This window comes from Acinetobacter sp. CWB-G5, assembly GCF_019209785.1.
GTDB classification, from domain to species: domain Bacteria; phylum Pseudomonadota; class Gammaproteobacteria; order Pseudomonadales; family Moraxellaceae; genus Acinetobacter; species Acinetobacter johnsonii.
Genome location: NZ_JAHUTF010000004.1, coordinates 248558 through 272401, shown reverse-complemented (window position 1 = coordinate 272401; position 23844 = coordinate 248558). Strand labels below are relative to the sequence as shown.

The 23844-nt window shown below is 42.0% G+C and carries 22 protein-coding genes; 13 read left to right on the top strand and 9 right to left on the bottom strand.

Going from position 1 to position 23844, the window contains the following annotated elements; translation table 11 throughout:
• Positions 1-68 precede the first annotated feature (68 nt).
• From rpoC to KVY11_RS09970, 3 genes are all read left to right on the top strand, one after another.
• Positions 69-4268: a DNA-directed RNA polymerase subunit beta' gene (rpoC, locus tag KVY11_RS09980; RefSeq protein ID WP_010325734.1), complete on the top strand. Its 4200-nt coding sequence runs from the start codon at positions 69-71 to the stop codon at positions 4266-4268.
• A 168-nt stretch (positions 4269-4436) separates the two neighbouring features.
• Positions 4437-4976: a hypothetical protein gene (locus tag KVY11_RS09975; protein ID WP_218288810.1), complete on the top strand. Its 540-nt coding sequence runs from the start codon at positions 4437-4439 to the stop codon at positions 4974-4976.
• A 149-nt stretch (positions 4977-5125) separates the two neighbouring features.
• Positions 5126-5482 carry a DNA transfer protein p32 gene (locus tag KVY11_RS09970; RefSeq protein WP_058868762.1) on the top strand — a complete coding sequence of 119 codons (357 nt, stop codon included), beginning with the start codon at positions 5126-5128 and terminating at the stop codon, positions 5480-5482.
• Between the two features lie 49 nt (positions 5483-5531).
• Here the strand turns inward: KVY11_RS09970 and KVY11_RS09965 are convergent, their stop codons facing one another.
• Positions 5532-6017 carry a DUF4442 domain-containing protein gene (locus KVY11_RS09965; RefSeq protein WP_218288809.1) on the bottom strand — a complete coding sequence of 162 codons (486 nt, stop codon included), beginning with the start codon at positions 6015-6017 and terminating at the stop codon, positions 5532-5534.
• Positions 6018-6133: 116 nt separating this feature from the next.
• On the opposite strand from KVY11_RS09965, the gene KVY11_RS09960 reads away from it, so the two are divergent.
• The 5 genes from KVY11_RS09960 to htpG all read left to right on the top strand — a co-directional run bounded on the left by KVY11_RS09960 (position 6134) and on the right by htpG (position 11934).
• Positions 6134-7018, top strand: a complete 885-nt coding sequence (locus KVY11_RS09960; protein ID WP_218288808.1) for an alpha/beta fold hydrolase — start codon at positions 6134-6136, stop codon at positions 7016-7018.
• A 101-nt stretch (positions 7019-7119) separates the two neighbouring features.
• Positions 7120-8490, top strand: a complete 1371-nt coding sequence (locus KVY11_RS09955; protein ID WP_062035230.1) for a Na+/H+ antiporter family protein — start codon at positions 7120-7122, stop codon at positions 8488-8490.
• Positions 8491-8807: 317 nt separating this feature from the next.
• A complete protein-coding gene (locus tag KVY11_RS09950; RefSeq protein ID WP_004978667.1) occupies positions 8808-9410 on the top strand; it encodes an OmpW family protein in 603 nt (200 codons plus the stop codon).
• 160 nt (positions 9411-9570) lie between these two features.
• Entirely contained in the window at positions 9571-9915 is a 345-nt protein-coding gene (locus KVY11_RS09945; protein WP_218288807.1) for a lysozyme inhibitor LprI family protein, read from the top strand.
• Between the two features lie 99 nt (positions 9916-10014).
• Positions 10015-11934: a molecular chaperone HtpG gene (gene htpG / locus KVY11_RS09940; protein ID WP_218288806.1), complete on the top strand. Its 1920-nt coding sequence runs from the start codon at positions 10015-10017 to the stop codon at positions 11932-11934.
• A gap of 182 nt (positions 11935-12116) precedes the next feature.
• Here the strand turns inward: htpG and KVY11_RS09935 are convergent, their stop codons facing one another.
• From KVY11_RS09935 to KVY11_RS09920, 4 genes are all read right to left on the bottom strand, one after another.
• On the bottom strand, positions 12117-13268 hold the full coding sequence (locus tag KVY11_RS09935; RefSeq protein ID WP_218288805.1) for a hypothetical protein: 1152 nt from the start codon (positions 13266-13268) through the stop codon (positions 12117-12119).
• A gap of 77 nt (positions 13269-13345) precedes the next feature.
• Positions 13346-15418, bottom strand: a complete 2073-nt coding sequence (locus tag KVY11_RS09930) for a hypothetical protein (protein ID WP_218288804.1) — start codon at positions 15416-15418, stop codon at positions 13346-13348.
• 10 nt (positions 15419-15428) lie between these two features.
• Positions 15429-15608: a hypothetical protein gene (locus tag KVY11_RS09925; protein ID WP_168159380.1), complete on the bottom strand. Its 180-nt coding sequence runs from the start codon at positions 15606-15608 to the stop codon at positions 15429-15431.
• A gap of 275 nt (positions 15609-15883) precedes the next feature.
• Positions 15884-16045, bottom strand: coding sequence for a hypothetical protein (locus KVY11_RS09920; protein ID WP_004692748.1), 162 nt, complete (start codon positions 16043-16045; stop codon positions 15884-15886).
• Positions 16046-16505: 460 nt separating this feature from the next.
• On the opposite strand from KVY11_RS09920, the gene KVY11_RS09915 reads away from it, so the two are divergent.
• The gene (locus tag KVY11_RS09915) at positions 16506-16706 is read left to right on the top strand and encodes a dodecin family protein (RefSeq protein WP_168159378.1); all 201 of its coding nucleotides are present in this window, start codon (positions 16506-16508) and stop codon (positions 16704-16706) included.
• A gap of 98 nt (positions 16707-16804) precedes the next feature.
• Here the strand turns inward: KVY11_RS09915 and KVY11_RS09910 are convergent, their stop codons facing one another.
• Positions 16805-17494, bottom strand: a complete 690-nt coding sequence (locus KVY11_RS09910; RefSeq protein ID WP_062035216.1) for a DsbA family protein — start codon at positions 17492-17494, stop codon at positions 16805-16807.
• 234 nt (positions 17495-17728) lie between these two features.
• On the opposite strand from KVY11_RS09910, the gene KVY11_RS09905 reads away from it, so the two are divergent.
• The 3 genes from KVY11_RS09905 (at position 17729) to KVY11_RS09895 (ending at position 19526) form a co-directional block, all read left to right on the top strand.
• Positions 17729-18244 (top strand): hypothetical protein, encoded by a 516-nt coding sequence (locus tag KVY11_RS09905; RefSeq protein ID WP_005400963.1) that lies wholly within the window; start codon positions 17729-17731, stop codon positions 18242-18244.
• A gap of 147 nt (positions 18245-18391) precedes the next feature.
• Entirely contained in the window at positions 18392-19141 is a 750-nt protein-coding gene (locus KVY11_RS09900; protein ID WP_168159375.1) for a hypothetical protein, read from the top strand.
• Positions 19142-19253: 112 nt separating this feature from the next.
• Entirely contained in the window at positions 19254-19526 is a 273-nt protein-coding gene (locus tag KVY11_RS09895; protein ID WP_005400961.1) for a hypothetical protein, read from the top strand.
• 57 nt (positions 19527-19583) lie between these two features.
• Here KVY11_RS09895 and KVY11_RS09890 read toward each other — a convergent pair whose 3' ends face one another.
• Positions 19584-20282 (bottom strand): hypothetical protein, encoded by a 699-nt coding sequence (locus tag KVY11_RS09890; protein WP_218288803.1) that lies wholly within the window; start codon positions 20280-20282, stop codon positions 19584-19586.
• A 282-nt stretch (positions 20283-20564) separates the two neighbouring features.
• On the opposite strand from KVY11_RS09890, the gene tehB reads away from it, so the two are divergent.
• Positions 20565-21434 carry an SAM-dependent methyltransferase TehB gene (tehB, locus tag KVY11_RS09885; RefSeq protein ID WP_218288802.1) on the top strand — a complete coding sequence of 290 codons (870 nt, stop codon included), beginning with the start codon at positions 20565-20567 and terminating at the stop codon, positions 21432-21434.
• A 143-nt stretch (positions 21435-21577) separates the two neighbouring features.
• Here the strand turns inward: tehB and KVY11_RS09880 are convergent, their stop codons facing one another.
• Positions 21578-22297, bottom strand: a complete 720-nt coding sequence (locus tag KVY11_RS09880; RefSeq protein ID WP_218288801.1) for a hypothetical protein — start codon at positions 22295-22297, stop codon at positions 21578-21580.
• Positions 22298-22663: 366 nt separating this feature from the next.
• On the bottom strand, positions 22664-23836 hold the full coding sequence (fadA, locus tag KVY11_RS09875; protein WP_004692736.1) for an acetyl-CoA C-acyltransferase FadA: 1173 nt from the start codon (positions 23834-23836) through the stop codon (positions 22664-22666).
• Between the last annotated feature and the right edge of the window lie 8 nt (positions 23837-23844).

Below are 23844 nucleotides of genomic sequence, written 5' to 3'. Positions count from 1 at the left end.
TCAGTTAAAAAACAATATTTGTGACCCAGTTGTGTAGTGAAAGTCTCCACAACACACGGAGAAAAAAATTGAAAGACTTGCTCGATATCATGCGCAAAAAGACGGATTCAGACGGTCATGCTCCAGTTGAGTTTGATCGCATCCGTATTGGTCTTGCGTCACCAGAAATGATTAAGTCATGGTCTCATGGTGAAGTTAAAAAGCCTGAAACCATTAACTATCGTACGTTCAAACCAGAACGTGATGGTTTATTCTGTGCCAAAATTTTTGGTCCAGTCAAAGATTACGAATGCTTGTGTGGTAAATACAAGCGTATGAAATACAAAGGCGTCATTTGTGAAAAATGTGGCGTTGAAGTAACAACTGCGAAAGTTCGTCGTGAGCGTATGGGTCACATCGAGCTGGCTTCTCCAGTTGCACATATTTGGTTCTTAAAATCACTTCCGAGCCGTATTGGTCTATTATTAGACATGACTTTACGTGATATCGAACGTGTATTGTATTTCGAATCTTACGTAGTAACTGACCCAGGTATGACTCCATTTGAGAAATACCAACTTTTAAACGATGAAGAATACTTCAACGCTTTAGAAGAACACGGTGATGAATTCACTGCGAAAATGGGTGCAGAAGCTGTTCAAGACTTGTTAAAAGACATCGATCTTGAAAACGAAATTTCACGTTTACGTGAAGAAATTCCAAACACAACGTCTGAGACTAAGCTTAAAAAAGCGTCTAAGCGTTTGAAGTTGATGGAAGCGTTTAAAGAGTCAAACAACAAGCCAGAATGGATGGTGATGAATGTACTTCCAGTACTTCCACCAGATCTTCGTCCGTTAGTACCACTTGAAGGTGGTCGTTTCGCGACTTCTGATTTGAACGACCTTTACCGTCGTGTGATCAACCGTAACAACCGTTTGAAGCGTCTTCTTGACCTTGCAGCGCCAGACATTATTGTACGTAATGAAAAACGTATGTTACAAGAGTCTGTAGATGCATTGTTAGACAACGGTCGTCGTGGTCGTGCAATCACGGGTTCGAACAAGCGTCCTCTTAAATCTTTGGCTGATATGATCAAAGGTAAACAAGGTCGTTTCCGTCAAAACTTACTTGGTAAGCGTGTTGACTATTCGGGTCGTTCGGTAATTACTGTAGGTCCTACTTTACGCCTGCACCAATGTGGTCTTCCGAAGAAGATGGCACTTGAATTATTCAAGCCATTCATTTTCGCGAAGCTACAAGCATCTGGTCAAGCAACAACCATTAAAGCTGCGAAGAAAATGGTTGAGCGCGAAACTCCAGAAGTTTGGGACGTTCTTGCTCACGTGATTCGTCAACACCCTGTGATGTTGAACCGTGCGCCTACACTTCACCGTTTGGGTCTTCAAGCATTTGAACCGATCCTGATTGAAGGTAAAGCGATCCGTCTTCACCCACTCGTTTGTGCTGCGTTTAACGCCGACTTCGACGGTGACCAAATGGCGGTACACGTACCATTAACACTTGAAGCGCAGTTAGAAGCGCGTGCGTTAATGATGTCGACCAACAACATCTTGTCTCCAGCGAACGGTGAGCCAATCATCGTACCGTCTCAGGACGTTGTCTTAGGCTTGTATTACATCACTCGTGATGCGATCAATGCCAAAGGTGAAGGCATGGTGTTTGCAGATACTCACGAAGTTAACCGTGCACTTGCAACAGGTCAGGTAAATTTACACGCTCGCGTAAAAGCACGTGTACACCAGACTGTGATTGATGAAAATGGTAACCGTGAACAGCAAACCATTGTTGTGGATACAACACCAGGTCGCTGCTTACTTTGGGAAGTTGTGCCAGAAGGTATGGATTTCCAACAAATCAACGTTGAGATGACCAAGAAAAACATCTCTAAATTGATTAACTCTTGCTACCGTAAATTAGGTCTTAAAGATACCGTGATCTTTGCTGACCAATTGATGTACTTAGGTTTCCGTCAAGCGACACGTTCAGGCGTATCGGTAGGTATGGAAGACATGGTGATTCCACCTGCGAAGTACTCAATTATTGAAAAAGCAGAAGTTGAAGTTCGTGAAATTGAGCAACAGTTCGAACAAGGTTTCGTAACTGCTGGCGAACGTTACAACAAAGTTGTCGATATTTGGGCACGTACCAATGACCAAGTAGCGAAAGCGATGATGGACAACTTGTCTTTTACCACTGTTAAAAACAAACAGGGTGAAGATGAGAAGCAAAAATCATTCAACTCGATCTATATGATGTCTGACTCAGGTGCCCGTGGTTCGGCAGCTCAGATTCGTCAGTTAGCGGGTATGCGTGGTTTGATGGCGAAACCAGATGGTTCGATCATTGAAACCCCAATTAAAGCGAACTTCCGTGAAGGTTTGACAGTACTTCAGTACTTCATTTCAACACACGGTGCACGTAAAGGTTTGGCCGATACAGCACTGAAAACAGCAAACTCTGGTTACTTGACACGTCGTCTTGTAGACGTAGCGCAAGACTTGGTAATTACTGAGCCTGACTGTGGTACTTTGGGCGGTCTTGTAATGACTCCGTTCATTCAAGGCGGTGACGTGATCGAGAACTTAGGTACTCGAGTACTTGGCCGTGTTGTTGCTGAAGATGTGAAGAAAGCAGGTTCTGACGACGTTATCCTGCCTCGTAACACTTTGATTGATGAGAAACTTGCAAACTTCCTAGAAGAGCAAGGTGTCGATGAAGTTAAAGTACGTTCAGTGGTTGCGTGTGAATCTACATTCGGTGTATGTGCGAAATGTTATGGTCGTGACCTTGCACGTGGTCATCAGGTGAACCCTGGTGAGTCTGTGGGTGTTATGGCTGCACAATCGATTGGTGAGCCAGGTACACAGTTAACAATGCGTACCTTCCACGTAGGTGGTGCTGCAAGCCGAACTTCTGCTGCAAACAGCGTACAAGTACGTAACAAAGGTACTGTACGTTTCCACAATGTGAAAACAGTACAACATGCCAAAGGTCACTTGGTATCGACTTCTCGTTCTGGCGAAATCGGTATTGCGGATGATTTAGGTCGTGAGCGTGAGCGTTATAAACTGCCATATGGTGCGTCTATCTTGTTGAAAGATGGCGAAGCTGTAGAAGCTGGCGGTATCGTGGCGACTTGGGATCCGCACACCCACCCACTTGTAACAGAAGTTGCAGGTAAAGTACGTTTCAGCCAAATCGCTGATGGCGTCACTGTTACCTCGAAAACTGATGATGCAACAGGTATGACGACGATTGAAATCTTACCTGTGACTGCACGTCCTGCGTCTGGTAAAGATTTACGTCCTGCGGTTGTTCTTGATACGACGGATGGTGGTGAGCAGTTCTACTTCCTACCACAAAACACGATTCTTTCTGTCCGTGATGGCGAAACAATTGGTGTGGGTGACGTTATTGGTCGTGTACCTCAAGAAACTTCACGTACGCGTGACATTACCGGTGGTCTACCGCGTGTAGCTGACTTGTTCGAAGCGCGTAAACCGAAAGAGCATGCAATTCTTGCTGAAATTTCAGGTGTTGTAAGCTTTGGTAAAGAGACTAAAGGTAAGAACCGTTTAGTGATTACTCCAGATGATGGTTCTGAGATTTACGAAGAACTGATTCCAAAATGGCGTACCATGAACGTGTTCGAAGGTGAACATGTGAACCGTGGTGAGACTGTTTCTGACGGTCCACAGAACCCACATGACATCTTACGCTTGAAAGGCGAAGTTGCGCTGACCAACTACATCGTGAACGAAGTTCAAGACGTATACCGTCTGCAAGGTGTAAAAATCAACGACAAGCACATTGAAGTGATCGTACGTCAAATGTTGCGTAAAGTTGATATCACTGATGGCGGTGATACAAGCTTCATTAAAGGCGAACAAGTGGATTACATCCGCGTGATGCAAGAGAACCAAGCTGTTCTTGCGCAAAACAAGTTCCCTGCGAAGTTTGAACGTCAATTGATGGGTATTACCAAAGCGTCGCTTTCTACTGACTCGTTCATCTCTGCTGCATCGTTCCAGGAAACAACACGTGTGTTGACTGAAGCGGCTGTAACAGGTAAAGAAGATGATTTACGTGGCTTGAAAGAGAACGTAGTTGTAGGTCGTTTAATTCCTGCAGGTACTGGTCTTGCGTATCATTTAGAGCGTCGTCGTCAAGAAGCTGAAGCTGCAGAGCATGAGCTTGTAAATGACTTCTCTGATGTGGATCAAGCATTAAGCCAAGCATTTAGCGATGAGTTTAACGGTCTGTAATTAGCCCTTTAAATGCATGAAAAAGCCACCTTCGGGTGGCTTTTTTTTGTCCTTTTGTTACAGAAGCGGTTTTAAGCTTTTATAAATTTCACATTTTTCCTATAGTAAAAATATAAGTACACAAATCTCCTTACTTCATTAACGATTAAAAAATAGAGGTGGTTACACATGAAATTGACATCAAAACTATTGGGCTTAAGCATCTTCGCATTTGTGAGCCAAACGATGGCAGCACCGATGCCAAATACCATCACCGTGGAGGATAAGGCGGTTGTACCGATTGTCAAAACACAGATTATTCGCAGTGTCGCGGGTCAAGAGCCTGTGCGAACGACCGAAGCGACTATTTTTGAAGTGAAAAATGGTGGTAAAGATATCGTGGCGCGTGAAGTGGTTCTCGAAGAAAATGCCAGCCAATTTTCAGATAAAAAAATGTCTGCACCAATGGTGCAAAAGGGTAGTGTAATTGTCCCGACATCCAAAGTTGAAGTGAAATCGACCTTGAGTCAAGGTGGTGTAGTCCTTGCAGAAGGTAAGCAAGTTGACGCACAAGGGGTTGAGTTTAAGAAAGGGCAGGAACCCGTACGTAAGGAGCTGAAACTGGATCAAGTGAAAGACCCGAACAGTCAAGAAAGTGTGACGCGTGCGGTGCTCCAAGAAAATGGCACCACCACCAAAGATGTGGTTGTGGTGAAAGAGCCTGAATAAGCTTGAATTGAATGCGGTATGAGGCCCTCTAAGGAGGGCTTCTTGCTTACAAATTTTCAGCAATAGCAGCTGTAACCGTAACATTTCACGGGTTTTAAGTTCATACTGATCTTTTATGCTGTAAGAAATAGCCAATAAGGACAAATCTCATGAAAAAATATATGAGCATTATTGCAGTGGCATCTCTTTCGACGATGCTGTTGGCAGGTTGTGAAAATATGAGCGCTTCTGAGCAACGTATTGGGACAGCGGCTTTAGGCGGTGCAGTAGGTGGTGCTGCGGGGAATAGCCTCGGTGGCGGTGTAGGTGCAGCCGTTGGTGGTGGTGCTGGTGCGGCTGTGGGCAGTAAAGCCCAAGGTGGATCAAACCGTAATGCAACCTACAGTGGTGTTGGCGGTGCGATTGGTTCAGCAGTGGGTAAAAGCGTGTTTGGTGGTAATACCGGCGCTGCCATTGGTGGTGCCATCGGCGGTGGCGCAGGCGCTGCTATTGAAGAACGTAAATAATGTTTTAAGTTCAAATTTCCAAAAAAAGCACTTCATGGAAGTGCTTTTTTTATAGCTGTGCCGGCTTAGGTTTTTTACGACGGATATATAAAGTCTTTTCCACTTCTGCAATTCGAATGCCAGCTTCATCATAAATATTTAAGGTATAAATACGATGTACGGGGGCATAGTTGTCGGCCAGTTGTTTCACGGTCGCGATTTCTTGGGCATCGAGGTGAAAGTCTGCATAGACTGTACTGCGCCCTGGGCTGAGAAATTGGATGGAGGCGGCTTTGTCCCAGACAATATACTTGTTGCCTAAGTGGTGCATCAGTAGGGTCATATAAAAAGGGTCGACCATCGCATATAAGCTCCCGCCAAAATGTACGCCGACAATATTTCGGTTTTGTCGAGTGAGGGGCATTTTGACGCGAATATGGTAGTGTTTAAGGTCAAATTTTTCAATTTGAATCCCTGCACCTTTAAAGGGGGCAAAATGATTAAAAATATATTTCGCGACAATCGGCTGTGTCACAATTTTTTTTAAAATGCTCATTTCGGTCAATGGTATCTGATGAACTTCTATCCATACTAGAGAAGATCAAATCAATTGGCATTGATCGTTTTGCCAGTAAAGTATAAAAAACAGTCAATAACAATAAGGAGCTGAATATGGAGCAGCAAAGTTACTGGGTGCAAACTACAGATCAGCAAAGACTTTATGTGAAAACATGGGGCAATGCGAACAATCCTGTGCTGGTCTTGGTGCATGGCTATCCAGATAATCAAGAGGTCTGGGAGCCTGTGATTGGGCATCTGGTGCAAGATTATTATATTGTGACCTATGATGTTCGCGGTGCAGGGATGTCGAGTGTGCCGCGTCGTACACGGGCCTATGCCTTGCCTCAGCTATCGCTAGATTTGGAAAGTGTGGTGAATAGTGTGATCCCACAGCGTAACTTTCATCTGGTTGCGCATGACTGGGGTTCGATTCAGTCATGGGAGTCCGCGACTGAGCCAAAATTTAGAGAGCGTATGCTGTCATTTACCACCATTTCAGGCCCATGTTTAGACCATGCCGCATTTTGGATGCGTGAACAGTTCGTACAGCATAAGCCTCAATTTTTTAAGCAGTTAACGAAGTCTTGGTACATTGCGGTCTTTCAGTTGCCTTTTTTAGCACCAACCGTATGGCAGTTTTTTAGTCCTGAGCATTGGGGCAAAGTTTTATCGCGTTTAGAAGGACGTTCAGACTTACCGTTGAATCATCACATTGCTGCCGATGGTAAACACGGGGTTGCGCTCTACCGCGCGAACTTTATCCCACGCCTGACGAAACCTCGGGAACGTTTTGCAATTTGTCCCGTACAAGCGATTGTGTTGGAGCAAGATCAGTTTGTTAGTCCCGCTTTGATCGATGAAATGCCGAAGTGGGTCGAGGATTTTCAACGGGTGAATGTAAATGCCAACCACTGGGCAATCTTGAGCCAGCCTGAGATAATTGCTAAAGAAATCAGAAAGTTTGTTCAAAACCGGCGTTGTGTTGAAGCCAGCTGAAATGATCTGTGAAAGAGAAAGGCGCTAGCGACCTGTAAGGGCAGAATTTTTTGGTTATTTTCTGATAAAATGCGCCTTTCTTCCAAGTCACTCTTTTCACTATGTTCGCAATTCTTGCCGCTATTGGGGTCATGTTTGGACTTTCATTAGCTCGTGTGCCTGTAGTATTTGCATTAATTATTGGTGCTGTCACAGGTGGTTTATTGGCTGGTTTAGGGCTACACGGTACCCTCGAAGCATTTAATAATGGGCTTGGGGGCGGCGCAAAAATTGCGTTGGCTTACGGGGTTTTAGGTGCATTTGCTTTGGCTTTGGCACGCTCAGGTTTACCTGACTTGTTGGCCTATAAGCTTATTAAAACATTGAAAGGTTCGAGCAATGAAAAGGCACAAAATCGGGTTAAATATCTGATTTTTATAACCGTCGCGTTAGCAGCCATTTGTTCACAAAACGTCATTCCTGTGCATATTGCGTTTATTCCAGTCCTGATTCCTCCTTTATTAAGTGTGTTTAACCATCTTCAGTTAGATCGTCGACTAATTGCTTGTGTTCTAACATTTGGCTTGGTTGCCACTTATATGCTGGTACCATTTGGATTTGGTGCGATTTTCCTGAATGACATCTTAGGTCAAAATATTAATACTTTCGGGCAACCCTACGGCTTTAAAATCAATTATGCCGATATCCCTTCAGCAATGGCCATTCCTGTTTTTGGCATGTTTATTGGTTTATTGGTTGCTGTATTCTTTAGTTACCGTAAGAAACGTGTATACGAAGAAGTACATGTGGAACCAGTGCAGCAAAGTATTTCTTCTGAACTTGATATCACGGGTGAGAAGTCTAAGCCCGAAATTTCAAAGTTTACGTTATCTATGGCTCTCATTGCGGTAGTTGCTACGCTTTGGGTACAAATTGCATCAGATTCCATGATTTTAGCTGGTTTGGTTGGTGTTGCGATTTTGAGCTGTGCAGGCATTTTTAAATGGAAAGAAGCAGATGATGTGATTATTAGCGGTATGCGAATGATGGCATTAGTTGGTTTCATTATGATTGCAGCACAAGGTTTTGCATCTGTTATTTCTGCGACCAATCAAGTGCCAGCATTGGTAGAAGCATCAGTGCAGTGGATTGGTTCTAGCCAAGGACTCGCTGCATTTTGGATGCTATTGATTGGCTTACTGATTACTTTAGGCATTGGTTCTTCGTTCTCTACCATTCCAATTTTAGCAATTATTTATGTGCCTTTGTGTATCCAGTTTGGTTTCAGTCCAGCGGCAACCATTGCGATTATTGGTACGGCTGCGGCACTCGGTGATGCGGGTTCTCCAGCTTCTGACTCCACTTTGGGACCGACTTCGGGTTTGAATATGGATGGTCAGCATGATCACATGAAAGACAGTGTGATCCCGACCTTTATTCACTTTAATATTCCGCTCATGATTTTCGGTTGGATTGCTGCCATGGTGTTGTAATTTAACCCCCCAAATTATTATAAAAAGGCGATTTTAAATCGCCTTTTTTATTATTTATTCAGATTAAAACAATCGGGTTTATAATATTAATTCGGATTAAAAAGGTTGGAATTAAAATATATTTATTTTGATTTTTTGTTATTAATTTAAAACCAACTAAAATGGTATATTTAATATTTAAATTAATTTAAAACAATAACTTAAAAATGGTATTTAAAATACATTATTATTATAATTGCATATTAATTACACTCTTGTTTATGATGAATTAATGTTAATTTTTATATTAATTATTTTACGAACAGAGGTTGTTTGAAATGTTGAAGCAAATTGCTCTAATTACATTAATGGGTCTTTCTGCATCTGCTGCAATGGCAGGTCAATGGCAAGTCAAAGTCGGTGGATCTGCAATTGCGCCAACGCAGGACACGAAAATTGCGAATGGTACATTAACGGTTGAAGCAGATAGCGAACTCGCGTTTACGCCATCGGTTGAATATTTCTTTAATGACAATATTTCTGCAGAGCTGCTATTGGCGACACCAATTAGCCATGACGTGACAGTAAATGGTAGCAATGCTGTAAAACTGAAGCATTTGCCGCCAACAGTGACTGCAAAATACAACTTTAAAAATTCAACAGGTTTCACGCCTTATATTGGTGTCGGTGCAACAGCATTTATTGCTTGGGATGAAGAAACTTCAGGTGTACTCTCAGGAACTAAAGTTAAAGTCAAAGATGACTACGGCTATGCTGCTCAACTTGGTTTTAATTACCAACCTGCTGATGCAAAAAACTGGGGTGTGTTTGTTGATGTTCGTTATGCGGACTTAAACCCAAAAGTTGAAACTGTGGTTGAAAACTTCAAATTAGATATCGATCCAGTGATTTATACCCTCGGTTATAGCTACAAATTTTAATAATCAAAAGTAGCTTTTTAAGAACCTCATCGATGATGGGGTTTTTTTATGCAAAGACTAAAGTTGAATAGTGGTCAACGTTGAAATAAATCACGATGATTCAGTATTAAAAGAAAATCATCTATAGAATGGATAGAAACAGAATAAGAGAGTTATAAAAATGAAATCTATGCTCGGGATCGGTTTAGTCTGTGGTTTGGCGTGGAGCATGCATGCTCAAGCGGCCAGTTTTAATTGTGATAAAGCAAAAACGACTACAGAACATGCGATTTGTGAGTATCGCCAAATCAATGACGCCGATGTGAAAATGGCCACCACTTATACCATTTTAAAACGCCTTGTTCCGATGGGGACGCGTGGCATGATTCAGGATGAGCAAGTGAAGTGGTTGAGTCTTCGTGACCGTTGTGGTGCTTCACAAAGTTGCCTTATGGATGTGTATAAAATGCGCCAGCAGCAGTTAGAACTACATTTAGATCGTATTTACCGTCAGGGCCCATTTTAAAAAAAAGCAAAAAAACTTGCGATTGCTATTGAAAAACGTATCGCTCACTCCAATTCATTAAGCATTCTCTATAAGACTTAATACATTAAGGAGCGATTGATGAGCGAGCAAAACGCACATAAACATAGTTTCCAAGCTGAAGTGGCTCAGCTATTACATTTAGTGACGCATTCACTGTATTCGAATCCTGACATTTTCCTACGTGAATTGATCTCAAATGCATCCGATGCCTGCGATAAACTGCGTTTTGAAGGCATTAATCATCCTGAATATTATGAAAATGACCCAGACTTACATGTGCGCGTCAGCTTTGATGAAGCCAATCAAACACTGACTATTTCAGATAATGGGATTGGTTTAACTGAACAAGAAGCGATTGATCACTTAGGGACGATTGCTAAGTCTGGAACCAAGGACTTTATGTCTAAGCTCACAGGTGACCAGAAATCAGATGCACAACTGATTGGTCAGTTTGGTGTCGGTTTTTACTCAGGCTTTATTGTGGCTGACAAAATTACCGTAGAATCACGCCGTGCAGGTGTGGATGCTGATCAGGCGGTACGTTGGGTCAGTGCGGGCACGGGTGAGTTCGAAGTCGAGCAGATCCACAAAGACAGCCGTGGTACCGATATTATTTTACATTTACGTGAAGATGCGTTGGACTATTTACAATCGCATAAAGTGAAGCAAATTATTAATAAATACTCGGATCACATTAGCCTGCCGATTGAGATGCAAAAAGAGGTTTGGCAGCAAGAAGAAGCGGTTGAAGGTGAAGAGCCAAAACCGGGTCAGTATGTGAAAACGGGTGAGTGGGAAGCGATTAACTCAGCCAGCGCGCTGTGGACACGTAATAAAAATGAAGTGACTGAAGAGCAGTACATCGAGTTCTATAAGAATCTCAGCCATGACTTTGAAGCCCCACTGGCATGGGCGCATAACCGCGTTGAAGGTAGTACCGAATATACGCAGTTGTTGTATGTACCGAGTAAAGCTGCTGCGAATATCTTTACCCGTGAAGCCAAAGCAGGGATTAAGCTCTATGTAAAACGTGTTTTCATTATGGATGATGCGGATAACTTGATTCCAAACTATTTACGCTTTGTCCAAGGGGTGGTCGATAGTGCCGATTTGCCACTGAACGTTAGTCGTGAGTTGTTACAAGAAAGCCGTGATGTGAAAACTATTCGTGAAGGGAATGCACGCCGTGTATTGACCATGCTGGATGCTTTAGCTAAATCGGAAGATGAAAAAGATCAAGAGAAGTTCACAACCTTCTACCGTGAATTTGGTTCAGTATTGAAAGAAGGTTTGGGCGAAGACTTTGGTAACCGTGAGCGTATTTTAAAACTTTTACGCTTCTCAACTTCAAACAATGATGCGGTGAGCACTTCTTTGCAGGACTATAAAGCGCGTATGCCTGAGGGGCAAAAAGCGATTTACTATGTGACTGCAGACAGTCTCAATGCTGCGAAGAACTCGCCACAACTTGAGCTGTTTAAGAAAAAAGGAATTGAAGTCTTACTCATGGCAGACCGTGTCGATGAATGGGCAATGGAATTTGTACATGAGTTTGATGGCACACCAATGCAAAACGTGGCCAAAGGTGCAGTCGACTTAGGTGATTTACAAGATGCCGAAGAGAAGAAAGCACTTGAAGCAGCCGCAGAGCAGTTTAAACCTGTGGTTGAAAAACTGTCTGACTCATTGAAAGCCAAGACCAAAGAAGTACGTGTGACCACACGTTTGGTGGATTCACCTGCATGCTTGGTGACAGGTGAGGGAGAGCTTTCTCCACAACTGATTCGTATGCTGCAACAAGCGGGTCAGGCCGTACCTGAAAGCAAGCCAATTTTGGAAATTAACCCAGAGCATCCATTGGTGAGAAAATTAGAAAATTCGGCACAGTTTGATGACTTGGCTAATGTAATTTTTGACCAAGCGGTGATTGCTGAAGGCGGCTTACCTGATGATCCTGCCGAATATATCAAACGGATTAACAGCTTATTGCTTCAATAAACCATTATATGTTTAAAGAAAGCCTATCGTTAAGATAGGCTTTTTTTTATGTCAATGAGTTGGATCAAGCACCTTAATATCTGTTGAACGCATCGATTAAATTGGCGGAAAAGAAGCTGATGTGGATATTCGTGGATAAGTTAGAACTTATCCACAGTTCAGCTTAAATATCCACCATGCTATTAAAATAAAGCTTCAAAACGCACCAAAGCACTGACGTAATGGCTGCGGTCTTCACGGTGATCGTTAAAATAATTTAAGTCACCTTGGATATAAAACCACTCCCTTAAGAACGGTTGACGCCACGAGACAAAAGGTCCCCAACGGTTCAAACGCAGGTCGTCGTTGTTGTAGAAACCGCCGGTATAAATGCCGTAGTTAAAACGATTGCCATGAAAGAATTGGTGTTGTCTAAAACTATAGTTATCCCAGAGCAGATCATCATCCTGATCGTCTGCATAGGTCAGACTGAACTGATTGGATAAAAATGGTTGATTGGGTCGTGCATGAGTCAGCTCTAGGTTGGTACGTAAATAATTTTCACTGTCGATACCATAACGATAAATCTGTTCAGCATAAGCGCGGAAATCATTGTCGAGTTTCCATTCTTTCGATAACTCGATACGTGCATAGATATCATCCCCTGAACGTACCCCCAAGTCGAAATCTGTTTCAAATGGCAGGCGATCTGACAGTTGTGACCATCTTAAGGCCAGTGAGCTATTGGCATCACGGGTTTGACGACGGTCAAATGATTTATCGTTATTCACACTGGGTGGATTTTCATTGCTAATTGCAACATTGTTTTGCAGCTCGTTATCTAAAGAGTCATCACCAAACACCACGCTGAGTTTATGTTCTAAGGTTGGAAGCTTAACCCGGCCCCGAATCCGCGGTTTTACATCGTATTCATCATGTTTATTCCAACGGTTATCGACCAAGACCCGTAAGGTGGCTGTGGCCGGTTTTTTAGGATCGGTTTCACCAAACCAGTTGTCCATTTTCATGGCGGTTCGATCTGCCCAGTTTCGAACTTCTTTTTGCTGGCGGTCGACCCACGTGCGTTCTTCAGTGAGGTCTGTCGTGGGCACAATCAGCTCGTTCGATTCTTCAGGTAGAACGGTTGGAAGTGAGTCGATCCACTGCGGAATTTGGTATAAAAGTCCATTACCTTTGGGGGGAGATGCGATTTTGTCAATTTCAGCCACGTCGTGAGGTGGCACAAAATGTTGTGTGCTGTTGGTATTGCTTTCCGCCCAAGCCACGTTGACGTATGCACCTAAACTTAGGCAGAAAAATAAAGAGATAGATCCCACATGTTGAGTTCTTAGCATGCTTTCGTACTTTATTGTTCTTCGATGTTTTAGTGTTGTAAATTTCACATAAGAACACAAGTAGAAAATACAAAACTCTACAACTCGCTACTCAGTTGTTTTTGAATAGAATCAAATAATTGAAACACAGTAATAGGTTCAGGCAAAGTAGAAATGGTATTTTGAATCAGCTGCCAGCTGACGCCGTGCTGTCGGTCTAAGACCAAGCATGGATAGGCGATCTCAGTACGTGAGAGTTCAACCCGCTTTTGGCCATGAATCACTCGAATTTTTTGTCGCTCTTTTAACACTAAAATGGGGGTATTTACGTCTGCGGAGCTTTCTTCAAACTGGATGAATTTACGGCTATTGAGTAGATCGGCCAGAATAAAGGGGTGATAGTCCTCAATATGCCATACCAGTTTGGCTTGTTGGGTATACAACTGAAAAATCGAAAACAGATCCTGCATGTGATCCTGTAGCTGGTTCCATTCAATTTCGCGGAGGGCTGCGAGTTGATGCTGACCACTCTGGGCAAATTGTTGGCTCAGCCGAATGGCTTCCGTAGGACTCTCAGCACCGAATAGGGCCAGATACTTAATAAATCCGCCGTGCTGATTAGTCTGTTCTGCCAAATAGATGGGATAGTCCAAGCAGTGATCGAGTTGGTCGCTGTGGATCAGAAACTCGATATTTTGATTGATCTCAATGTGCCCTGAAATGTCGAGGCCATACAGCTTAGGGTCTAAGTTTGGTTGATGCAGCGTGTGTAATTGCGCTTGATATTGCCCTAGATTAATCTGTGTGAGCAGTATAGGTTGCGGCGCAGCAAGTGCCATTGTTTCTGAGTTGTCTGTATGGTTATCCTGCATAACAGGGTTTGGTGCTGTCACTTCGCTTTCAAGTGGATTTTGCTGTTGAGATTCAGATGAAATGTCTGTATCTGGTGGTTCAGCCAAGATCGATCGCCTTTGGATAAAGTCCTGAATGGCAAGCGTTGAAATAGATGCACTTGGCTTAAGGTCAAATCGAATGGGTGCAACGGCATCGATTATAGACTCTTCCTGAGGCGGATATAGCTCATCACTTAAAAGAGGCAGATTGCTGAGAATCGAATAATTTTTTAGTAACACTTCGGGTTGAAGATCTAAATCTGTTTGTACAATATCGACCTGATTTTTAGGTTCCTTATCTCGTTTGATACTTGGCTCAATAGCATTAATAGAGATCACTTCTTCTACAGTGCTTTGTTTAAAAGAGCTGAGTTCCGTTTCTTCAATTTGAGTTGCATTTGGGCTGCTGTCAAATGTAGGTTGTATTTCAGTTTCGACTTGAAGCTCTGCTTCAACCTTAGATAAAACTAGACCAGAATCTGGGCTGACTTCGGTGAGCAATGACTCAGAATCTTGGGGCTGTTTAGCCAATGTATCATCACCTATAGCAATGTTTAAAAGCTCAATACCCGTGAGAACAAAAGCATTGCTAACCACATTGTTCTGTGCCTGCCCGATGGCAGTTTTTTCATCCAATATTGTTGCAACAGGGATGATAAACTGATTTTCTGCAACTTCTGCAACTTCTGCAACTTCTGCAACTTCTGCAACTTCTGCAACTTCTGCAACTTCTGCAACTTCTGCAACTTCTGCAACTTCTGCAACTTCTGCAACTTCTGCAACTTCTGCAACTTCTTCGGATATTTCTGGTGTTGTAATAAAAGGTACGTTCTCGGGCTGTTGAGCGCTTTGTACATGGCTCAAAAACCATTGGTAAGCGTGTTCAAACTTTAAGTGCCATGGGCTGCTATACAGTGTAGGTGGGGTGCTTTGAAAAGCAATTTGCCAACCTAAACCTGATTTATATAAAACACCCCATGCGAAAGCCGCCTGCTGTTTTAAGGCATCGGTTAAAGCAGACTCATATTGAAATAGTCCAATATAGGCATGCTGGTAGGGACTTTGTTGTATCCAGCGTTCAGCTGCAGCTTGAGGCTGAGTCAGCGCCTTATACGCTTCGAGTTGTTTTTGAAAAATGGGTTCATCACAGAGTGCAAAAATTTCACGGATGCGTTTTTTCGAGCGCGCAATTTCAAAAAAAGACAGAGGTTGATGTTCCAAACCATCAATCAATTGATGCAGTTCTTTGATCAGCAGTGCTTTTTCGATTGCTTTCATGCGCTGAACTCTAAAGTTGTTTTTGTGCTTGTTCCAAGTAGCTTGCCAAAACCATATTGATGGCCAGTTCAAGTAATTTATATTCGGCTGAAGTCGGCTGCGTATACTGCTGTGCGCAAGCAATCAATTGATCAAGGTCAATGGCTTGGGGTGTAATACGACCTTGGATAAGGGCTTGTAAATTTTGCATAGGCATGTGCTATTGAGTGCATTTAATTTATTGGTTTTGGAGTTCAGTCTTCTTGTTTGATCATAATTAGAAAAGAATAAATAGGCAAAAATTATTCTGCTCTTGATACGAGAAAAGGGTGGTGAAAAATGTAGATAATTTCGATTTCAGCACAGATTGAATTAAATATTTTTGCCCTAGAGGGTTCATAGCTGAAATTTTTTGTCAGTTCTTTGCAATTTTGGGCAAAAAAATAGGCAATCAATATTGCCTATTTTTGACCAAGTCAGCGCAAATTACGCTTCTTGATGTGGTGCAGCCGCAGGAGCATCAGCCGTTGCCGTTTGAGTGTCTGCTGGTTTTTTTACAGGAAAATCTGGAACAAAAACAACTTGTGCAGAAACAGTTGCAGAAAGAGCCATTACAGCGACAGCCAAAGCATATTTAACAGCGTTCATGATATTTCCTCTAAAAAGGAGGTCTCACTAAGGAGACTGGGAGTTTTAAAAAGATAAATTTCGCATGAATAATATCAAAAAATGATCGATTCAAGCGCTGGTTTAGGCCATTAAAAGATGAATGGTGAGTTCATTTATTGTTAAAAAACAATAAATTAGAATAAATACTCTAGTTTGATATAGAGTTTTTACTCCAGTGCTAAGCTGTTTAAATTTAAAGTGAAAATTTAGATTTTCAAGTTTAAAATGAAGCTTGAAAGTAGGACTTTTTTGTCTGAAATGAGACCTGAAAAAGGACGTGGAGTTACATGACTAATTGGTTAAATATTCATTATGTTTAAAGTCTTTTGATTGTGCACACTGTGTAAGTTTTTGCTGAGGAATGTTTAAGTCATCTATTTTTGATTGAAAATTCACCTAAGATGAACAGGAAAAAACAATAATAGCTGAGGACAAACAGATGGCCATTGCAAAAGTGGTAGAAGTCAATTCAAGCAGTGCGAAAAGTTTTGAAGATGCGATTCAGACAGGCATCGCAAAAGTCACCGAGACGGTGAAGAATGTTCAAGGTGCTTGGAGCAATGAACAAAAAGTGGTGATTAAGGACAACCAAATTGTAGAATATCGGGTCAATCTTAAAATTAGTTTCTTGGTCGATTAAACACAAGTCCATTTTTTATAACCTATAAAAAAATCCCCGCAGATCGGGGATTTTCTTATCTATGGATAGGGCTCAGTTAAGCTCTGAATCCAGTATCCTTATGATTGTTTTGGTGTTTCACAAGACTCATCGGAACACTGTGCCGCATTATTTTCTTCTGCTGGCATTTGTGCTTTTTCAAGGACTTGTAAGAATACTTCACGCGGCTGCGCACCCGCTAAAGCCACACGTTGATCGAAAACAAAGAAAGGCACGCCTGTTACTTTCAGTTGTTCACGTGCCACTTCTTGGTCAAACTTCACGAAATCTGCGTATTCGTCAGAATCCAGCACATCATCTACTTCAACTGGGTTTAAACCAATACGAGAGGCCACATCTTCAATGGTTTCACGTTCACCAATCGGTAAGCCTTGCGTCATATAGCTAAAGAAAAAGGCTTCTTCAGCTTCATTGCCTAAACCATGGCTTTGAGCAAGGTGGATAATACGGTGTGCATTGAAACTGTTGCCTGAGTTGGCATTTTCCCAGTTAAATTCAATGCCTTCTTCCGCAGCCATTTTGGCAATATTACGTTGCATCTCTTCAACTTCAGCGACTGTGCGACCATATTTTAGTGCGAGACGTTCTGAGTTCGAAATTTCTTGGCGTACTGGTGCATCTGGATCCAGTTCAAAACTGTGCCAGTGCACTTCCAATTCAACACCAGCTTGTTCAGCCGCCGCTTCTAAACGTTTTTTGCCAATATAACAAAAAGGACAAACAACATCTGACCAAATATCTACACGCATGGGATTTCTCAAAATAGTAAAAAGAGCAATTAAGGAAATGATGGGGATGAGTTATAAAATTTAAAGCAGGCCCATTAAAAAAAGCGGTTTCGCTATGGATTCAATCAGTTGAATCTTCTGGGCTTGACCGCTTATCTGACAACTACGCAACACAAAGATCGAAAAATATACAATAGGGTGAAGACGCTCAGTTTGAGCATGTCTTTTATATCTCTTATTGTTTGGGATTGTTTTATGAAATTTTTAAATTCTCTTCCAGTTTTTTGTTGTGTTCTTCTTTTTATGCCGACTTTGCTGCAAGCCAATGGTGAGATCGTGAGTCTACCGACTTTTAAAACCATGGCGGAATCAGAGCTACGTGCTGAAACGGGTGTGATTCCTTATCAACAGGATGAAAATATTCGTAAAGCCTTGCAGCACCGTATCGTTCAGTTACAGGATGATGCACAGTCTTTTGTGGTCGATCCGACCATCACTCAAAACATCGATATTTTGCCCCCTGCGGTCACCGCAGATCTAAATTCTGTGCCTCCTTTGTTACGTGAACATGTTTTGAACATCGCCGCTGGTTTGCAGTCGTCTAATCCAACTGAAGGTTTGTATATTATGTTACAGCCGTTTGGCATTGACCGTAATGCGACCAATGTACAAATTGCCCGTGAACAAATTTCGATTGGGCAGATTGATCGGAATTTTATGCAAGGGATTCAACAGAATAGTCAGCAACCGAGAATAGCTCCAACGAAGTAACACGTCCTTATTCGTTTATCTCCCGTACATTCCTCATCCACTTGGGGAAGGTACGGCCTGAGCATCCTCAAATATCGATAACATGTTGAAATATTGATCATGTGCCCTTATTTGCTATGATGAAAAGAAATGAAGAGGAAGCTGAACATGCGACGTATCGTGTTGATTTTAGTTCTTGCGACCAGTGCCGTTTTTGGTTGGATGTTTTATCAGTATTCTCAACAACAAAAAGAGCAGCAGCAGCTACAACGCTATGAAACGGTGCTGTATGAAAAGACCGAACAAATTTACAAACAAGCTCAAGATTGGACCACACCAATTCAAGTCGATGTAAAAGACCCACGTCTGACAGGTGACTATCAAATTATGGCGGAGTTTGTGCTCAGTCATATGCTGCAAAATGCCGAAGCGCGTAATCAATATCTACGAGATTTAAAAGCCTTAAATTGGGATCAGTTTCTAAATATTGACCGATTAAGCAAAGACAAAAAGAACAATTATGCTGAAACGGAGCAAATGCTGAAAGACGTACATGCCGTTGTTGAGAGCTATGCACAGCAGGTTGAACAACGTCAAAAAGAGGCCATTGCTCAGGCCAAAGATTTAGCAATATCTTCGCGGTTCCGCCATCAACTGACCGACAGCATGAAAGCCAGTGAAAAAAGCCATGAAGCCACCCGCTTGTTTAGTCTTGAACAGCAGAATTTAGCCAAAGCGGATCAAATTTTCTTGGTGCTGAAAAATAATCAATGGGAAAAGAAAAACAACACCTTTATGTTTTATGAAGATGCACCACTACAGCAGTTTAATGCGCTGTATAAAGAGATTTTGGCACTGAATAGCCAGATGCAGCAGGTCGAAAAACAGACCCAAAAAGAGGTAGAACAGAAGTTATAACACCGTACAAAGATGACAGTCTTGTAAGCGGACTGTCATCTGTTGTTCAAAATACGCTGCTAGAGTAAAAGCATCACAACGATGACGACTTTTCAGTGCAGGCAGGTGAGTCATGAGAACCATACACGTTTTTGATGATATTCAGCATGTGTATAGTGAGTTTGTAGAAAATAAAAACTATCCAAAATTAGAACGCTTAAGTAACTGGGGGAAGAATCGTTTTTTCTTCAACCAATATTTCAAAATGATTGAAGACTGGCACCACACCGAACAAATCGTGATTCAGTTTAACCAACAGTATTTCAGTCTAGATACGGGCAGCGCACCTGACTTTATGGACAAAGAAAAGTATATGGCTTGGTTGATGGGCGAACTCTTAATTTAAGTCTTTCACAAAACAGCACAGCGCCTGATTCGTTCTAGGCGCTGTGCTGTTATTGTCTTAATCAAAAATTTTATCGGCCGCTTGGAACGGCAGGCTGACCACATCAATTGCGACGGCAAAAGGCAGTAACACTAATTTTTCAAAAGGATTCATACCTGACTTCGATTTATAACTTTCCTCTTGATGGGTATAAATGCTCACCTGATAAGGCTTACTCAAGGCTTTTAACGACGCTAAATTGTTCGCGGCAGGGTAAACCACACCTGCCAGTTTGATCTCGAAACAGAAACGCTGTGCAAACATGCGTTCATCACTGGAACTTGAACATTCCTTCGCGCCATTTTCAATAAAAAACTCCAGATCTTTCTTGCTGATGTCTTCTTTGAGCTTCACATAAGACAGTGGCAGTGTTCCCGTAAAATGACCATCATTCTTTTCTGAATAGAAACTCAGTTCTCGGGTCACTTGAATATTTTTCGGGTCCAGTTTCCCAATCAAGCTGACAAATTGAGGCCCACCTTGGGTCAATACATAACTTTTTTGTTGCCCCGCAATCACTAAACTATGCGCAGGTAAACTCGGTAGAGGCTGAGCAGGTTTGCCAAAAGCCACCACTTGGTCTTCAATCAAGGTGACTTTGTTGGTACGGGTATAGGTTTTATTGTCTTTGGTCATCAGGGTTTTGGTGGCACAGCCTGTGAACAATGTTTCTATGACGCCTAAGCAAATGATGGTTTTTAAAGGTGATGCAAACATCAATAGACTCCGAATCATTTGAAATATAGTTAAGCTGAGTTTTTATTGTCTTTAAGCCTATCATTAAAATGTTCAAAAAGGCGCCAAAGCTCAAAAGTTTAAAGTCATGAAAGTTCGATGAGTCGCTCAATGCCGTGGCAACAGATTTTATTTCTTATCCATCTACTGTTTCTAGTTACTGAATGAATGTTCATTTGAGTCTGAACTGGCTATGATCATACAAGTGTTCAATAAAAAACGATGGACTGGCGAATACGTCATAACAAGGTGGGGACTAGGCTGATGCAAGACTTGATTTGTTATAAAGAACTTCCTGTATGGACTGCGCAGACCATTCCGCAAGGGTTTAAAAATCAGCACAATACCAAAGCAGGCACGTGGGCCAAGTTAAAGATTTATCAAGGAGAGCTGAGCTTTGCTTTTTTAGATGAGGCTGGTCAAGTGCAATCTGAACAGCTGTTTACCCCTGAGCAACAGCCACCGTTTATTGAACCGCAAGCATGGCACAAAATTGTTTCGACCAGTGACGACATAGAGTGTCAGTTGCAATTTTACTGTACCCCGCAGGATTATTTTTATAAGAAATATCAGCTTTCACCTACGCACTCAGAAATTTTGGCGGCTAAGCCGTATTTACACGGTGGTCGGGCTTTGGATGTCGGCTGTGGGCAGGGACGTAATGCACTGTATCTAAGTCAGCAGGGCTTTGAGGTGGATGCTTGGGATGTGAATCCGCAAAGCTTGCAAAAACTACAGCAGATTATAGACGTCGAAGGCATTCAAAAGATTCATCTGCAACAGCGGGATTTAAATACTGACCCAAGCATTACAGGTACATACGACTTTATTTGTTGTACGGTGGTGATGATGTTTTTAGAAGCGCCAACTGTGAAACCATTGATTGCGCAGATGCAGCAAGCCACAAATGTAAATGGGTTTAACTTGATTGTCTGTGCGATGGATACCGATGATATTCCTGTACAGCCTGACTTTCCATTTGCGTTTAAAGCAGGAGAGTTAAGTGCGCTATATGGTGGCTGGAACATTGTGAAATACAATGAAGATGTAGGTGAGCTGCATCGGGTCGATGAGCAGGGCAATCGGATTAAACAGCATTTTGTGACGTTATTGGCGCAGAAAATTGAAGTATGAGCTTTTTAATTGTTTGAGTCGAATAGGTTTTGTATTCAACTCATTAATTAAATACCCGAAAGTCTTCGGTCACTTCCTTAAGTTAGATGGACTGTTATTATATTCAGAAAAAGACAGTCTATTTAATGTGATGATGTGAGTAATTAAGGTTGATAAGTAATGTCTAAAGCTTTCAGAGGCAATTGAATAATGTCGATGGCGATTGTTAAAGGCAATAGCGGCATTGCAGATAATTTTTCACGATGAGACATTTTAGTATAGCCACTTTGATTGTCGTAATACATGATACGTACTTTATAAGGATGACTTAAGGGCTTTAGATCTGTGGCATTCTCAATTTTGGGGTAAACCGTACCTGAAATTTCTAAACTAAATAGATGATCTTGTTGCTCTGCCTTAGAGCAATCACATGGTGCAACACCATATTTTTTGAATAATGAACGTTCTTCTGGACTTAATGTTCCATGGGGTGGTGCATAAGAAAATTTAAAAGTACCGCTAAATTTATTGCTGTTGAGTCCAGAAGAATAGAAATCAAGTTCACGATTGATACGGATATATTGCGGATTGAGTTGGCTAATGAGTTGAATAAAATCAGCACCGCCTTTATTGATGAGGTAACTGTATTTATTTCCTGCAACTACAATGCTATCAGTTGGCTCGTTTGGAAGTGCTTTAGACAGTTTGCCAAATGCAATCACATCGTCTTCAAGTAAGGTTACCCATTCGTATTTAGCCTCGTATTTTTGAAATAAGCTACGGGAGTGATGCCCAATTTCTTTATTAGCAATGCAACCTGTGAGGAAAAGTGATGTACATAGGTAGCCGATCGTCAAAAGGGAATAAAATGGTTTAATTTTCATTGTTATGTAAAAGACTGTTATATTTTAGGTCATACCATAAAGCAAAAACTTCTGAAACTCTAGGGTTTTAGTCCCCATTATTGAATTGATACGCTTCGTTAGGAATGGTCCTAAGACTGTATAAAGATCAAATTTTATGAGAAAAGGTCGAATAGGAGTAAGAGGTTTAATGAATGTTTTGGCTTTGTAAAATAGTAAATAAGATGTTTATTCAACTTATGATTCAGTTTTGAAACTTGAACTTTCTATCTGTTAGTTTATTTTAGTTAACTGCTTTAAGTTTAAGTAAATAGTATTTACTCTTTGCTTAATAAAAAAAACCCCGCAATAAGCGGGGTTCTTTTTATCTTAGTGTTTAATTAAAAATTAAACACGTTCGATAATGGTTGCAATACCTTGACCCAGACCGATACACATAGTCGCAAGACCAATTTGCGTATCTTGCTGTTCCATCACGTTCAACAACGTCGTGGTAATACGTGAACCAGAACAACCCAATGGGTGACCCAACGCAATCGCACCACCATTTAAGTTAATGATGTCTTGCTTCTCATACACGCCTAAGCCTTTCATCACTGATAAGCCTTGAGCAGCAAATGCTTCATTTAACTCGATGGTTTGGATATCCGCCATGCTTAAGCCAGCACGTTTAAGCGCTTTTTGAGTTGCAGGTACAGGACCATAACCCATGATTGCAGCGTCACAGCCTGCAACCGCCATAGAGCGAATCACAGCACGTGGCTTAAGACCTAAAGCTTGAGCACGTTCAGCAGACATCAACAACATTGCAGATGCACCATCAGACAAAGCTGAAGAAGTCGCAGCTGTTACTGTACCGCCTTTCGGGTCAAATACAGGACGTAAACCTTTGAATGCTTCAAGGTTTGCATCTGGACGAATCACTTCGTCGATGTCGCAAAGGATTTTGAAGCCATTGGCATCATGACCTTCAACACCTACGATTTCATTTTTGAAACGGCCTTCTTGCGTTGCAGCCCAAGCGCGGCGGTGAGACTCAACACCGAACGCATCTTGTTCTTCACGCGTAATGCCGTTCATACGACCTAACATTTCAGCCGTTAAGCCCATCATGTTAGACGCTTTTGCATAGTGCTTAGATGCTTCTGGGTTGAGGTCGATGCCGTGCATCATCCCAACGTGACCCATGTGCTCTACACCACCGATGATGAAGATATCACCTTGGTTGGTTGCAATCTGTGCAGCAGCCGTGTGCAGCGCTTGCATAGATGAACCACAAAGACGGTTAACCGTTTGACCTGCCACAGTTTTTGGAAGGTCAGCCAATAAACCAATGTTACGGCCAATGTTCATACCTTGTTCTAGAGTCTGGTTTACACAGCCCCAGATTAGGTCTTCAACTTCATTGGTGTCAAACTGGTTACGAGCAACTAAAGCACGAACCAATTCAGCCGATAAGCTGTCAGCACGTACATTGCGGAACATACCGTTTTTGGTTTTACCCATTGCTGAACGTACGCCATCAACGATGACAACGTCACGTGGATTTAAAGTAGCCATTCACGTTG

Coding starts and splice junctions, on each gene's coding strand:
- KVY11_RS09975 (WP_218288810.1), top strand. CDS start 4,437: ATGAAATTGACATCAAAACTATTGGGCTTAAGCATCTTCGCATTTGTG.
- KVY11_RS09970 (WP_058868762.1), top strand. CDS start 5,126: ATGAAAAAATATATGAGCATTATTGCAGTGGCATCTCTTTCGACGATG.
- KVY11_RS09965 (WP_218288809.1), bottom strand. CDS start 6,017: ATGAGCATTTTAAAAAAAATTGTGACACAGCCGATTGTCGCGAAATAT.
- KVY11_RS09960 (WP_218288808.1), top strand. CDS start 6,134: ATGGAGCAGCAAAGTTACTGGGTGCAAACTACAGATCAGCAAAGACTT.
- KVY11_RS09955 (WP_062035230.1), top strand. CDS start 7,120: ATGTTCGCAATTCTTGCCGCTATTGGGGTCATGTTTGGACTTTCATTA.
- KVY11_RS09950 (WP_004978667.1), top strand. CDS start 8,808: ATGTTGAAGCAAATTGCTCTAATTACATTAATGGGTCTTTCTGCATCT.
- KVY11_RS09945 (WP_218288807.1), top strand. CDS start 9,571: ATGAAATCTATGCTCGGGATCGGTTTAGTCTGTGGTTTGGCGTGGAGC.
- htpG (WP_218288806.1), top strand. CDS start 10,015: ATGAGCGAGCAAAACGCACATAAACATAGTTTCCAAGCTGAAGTGGCT.
- KVY11_RS09935 (WP_218288805.1), bottom strand. CDS start 13,268: ATGCTAAGAACTCAACATGTGGGATCTATCTCTTTATTTTTCTGCCTA.
- KVY11_RS09930 (WP_218288804.1), bottom strand. CDS start 15,418: ATGAAAGCAATCGAAAAAGCACTGCTGATCAAAGAACTGCATCAATTG.
- KVY11_RS09925 (WP_168159380.1), bottom strand. CDS start 15,608: ATGCAAAATTTACAAGCCCTTATCCAAGGTCGTATTACACCCCAAGCC.
- KVY11_RS09920 (WP_004692748.1), bottom strand. CDS start 16,045: ATGAACGCTGTTAAATATGCTTTGGCTGTCGCTGTAATGGCTCTTTCT.
- KVY11_RS09915 (WP_168159378.1), top strand. CDS start 16,506: ATGGCCATTGCAAAAGTGGTAGAAGTCAATTCAAGCAGTGCGAAAAGT.
- KVY11_RS09910 (WP_062035216.1), bottom strand. CDS start 17,494: ATGCGTGTAGATATTTGGTCAGATGTTGTTTGTCCTTTTTGTTATATT.
- KVY11_RS09905 (WP_005400963.1), top strand. CDS start 17,729: ATGAAATTTTTAAATTCTCTTCCAGTTTTTTGTTGTGTTCTTCTTTTT.
- KVY11_RS09900 (WP_168159375.1), top strand. CDS start 18,392: ATGCGACGTATCGTGTTGATTTTAGTTCTTGCGACCAGTGCCGTTTTT.
- KVY11_RS09895 (WP_005400961.1), top strand. CDS start 19,254: ATGAGAACCATACACGTTTTTGATGATATTCAGCATGTGTATAGTGAG.
- KVY11_RS09890 (WP_218288803.1), bottom strand. CDS start 20,282: ATGTTTGCATCACCTTTAAAAACCATCATTTGCTTAGGCGTCATAGAA.
- tehB (WP_218288802.1), top strand. CDS start 20,565: ATGCAAGACTTGATTTGTTATAAAGAACTTCCTGTATGGACTGCGCAG.
- KVY11_RS09880 (WP_218288801.1), bottom strand. CDS start 22,297: ATGAAAATTAAACCATTTTATTCCCTTTTGACGATCGGCTACCTATGT.
- fadA (WP_004692736.1), bottom strand. CDS start 23,836: ATGGCTACTTTAAATCCACGTGACGTTGTCATCGTTGATGGCGTACGT.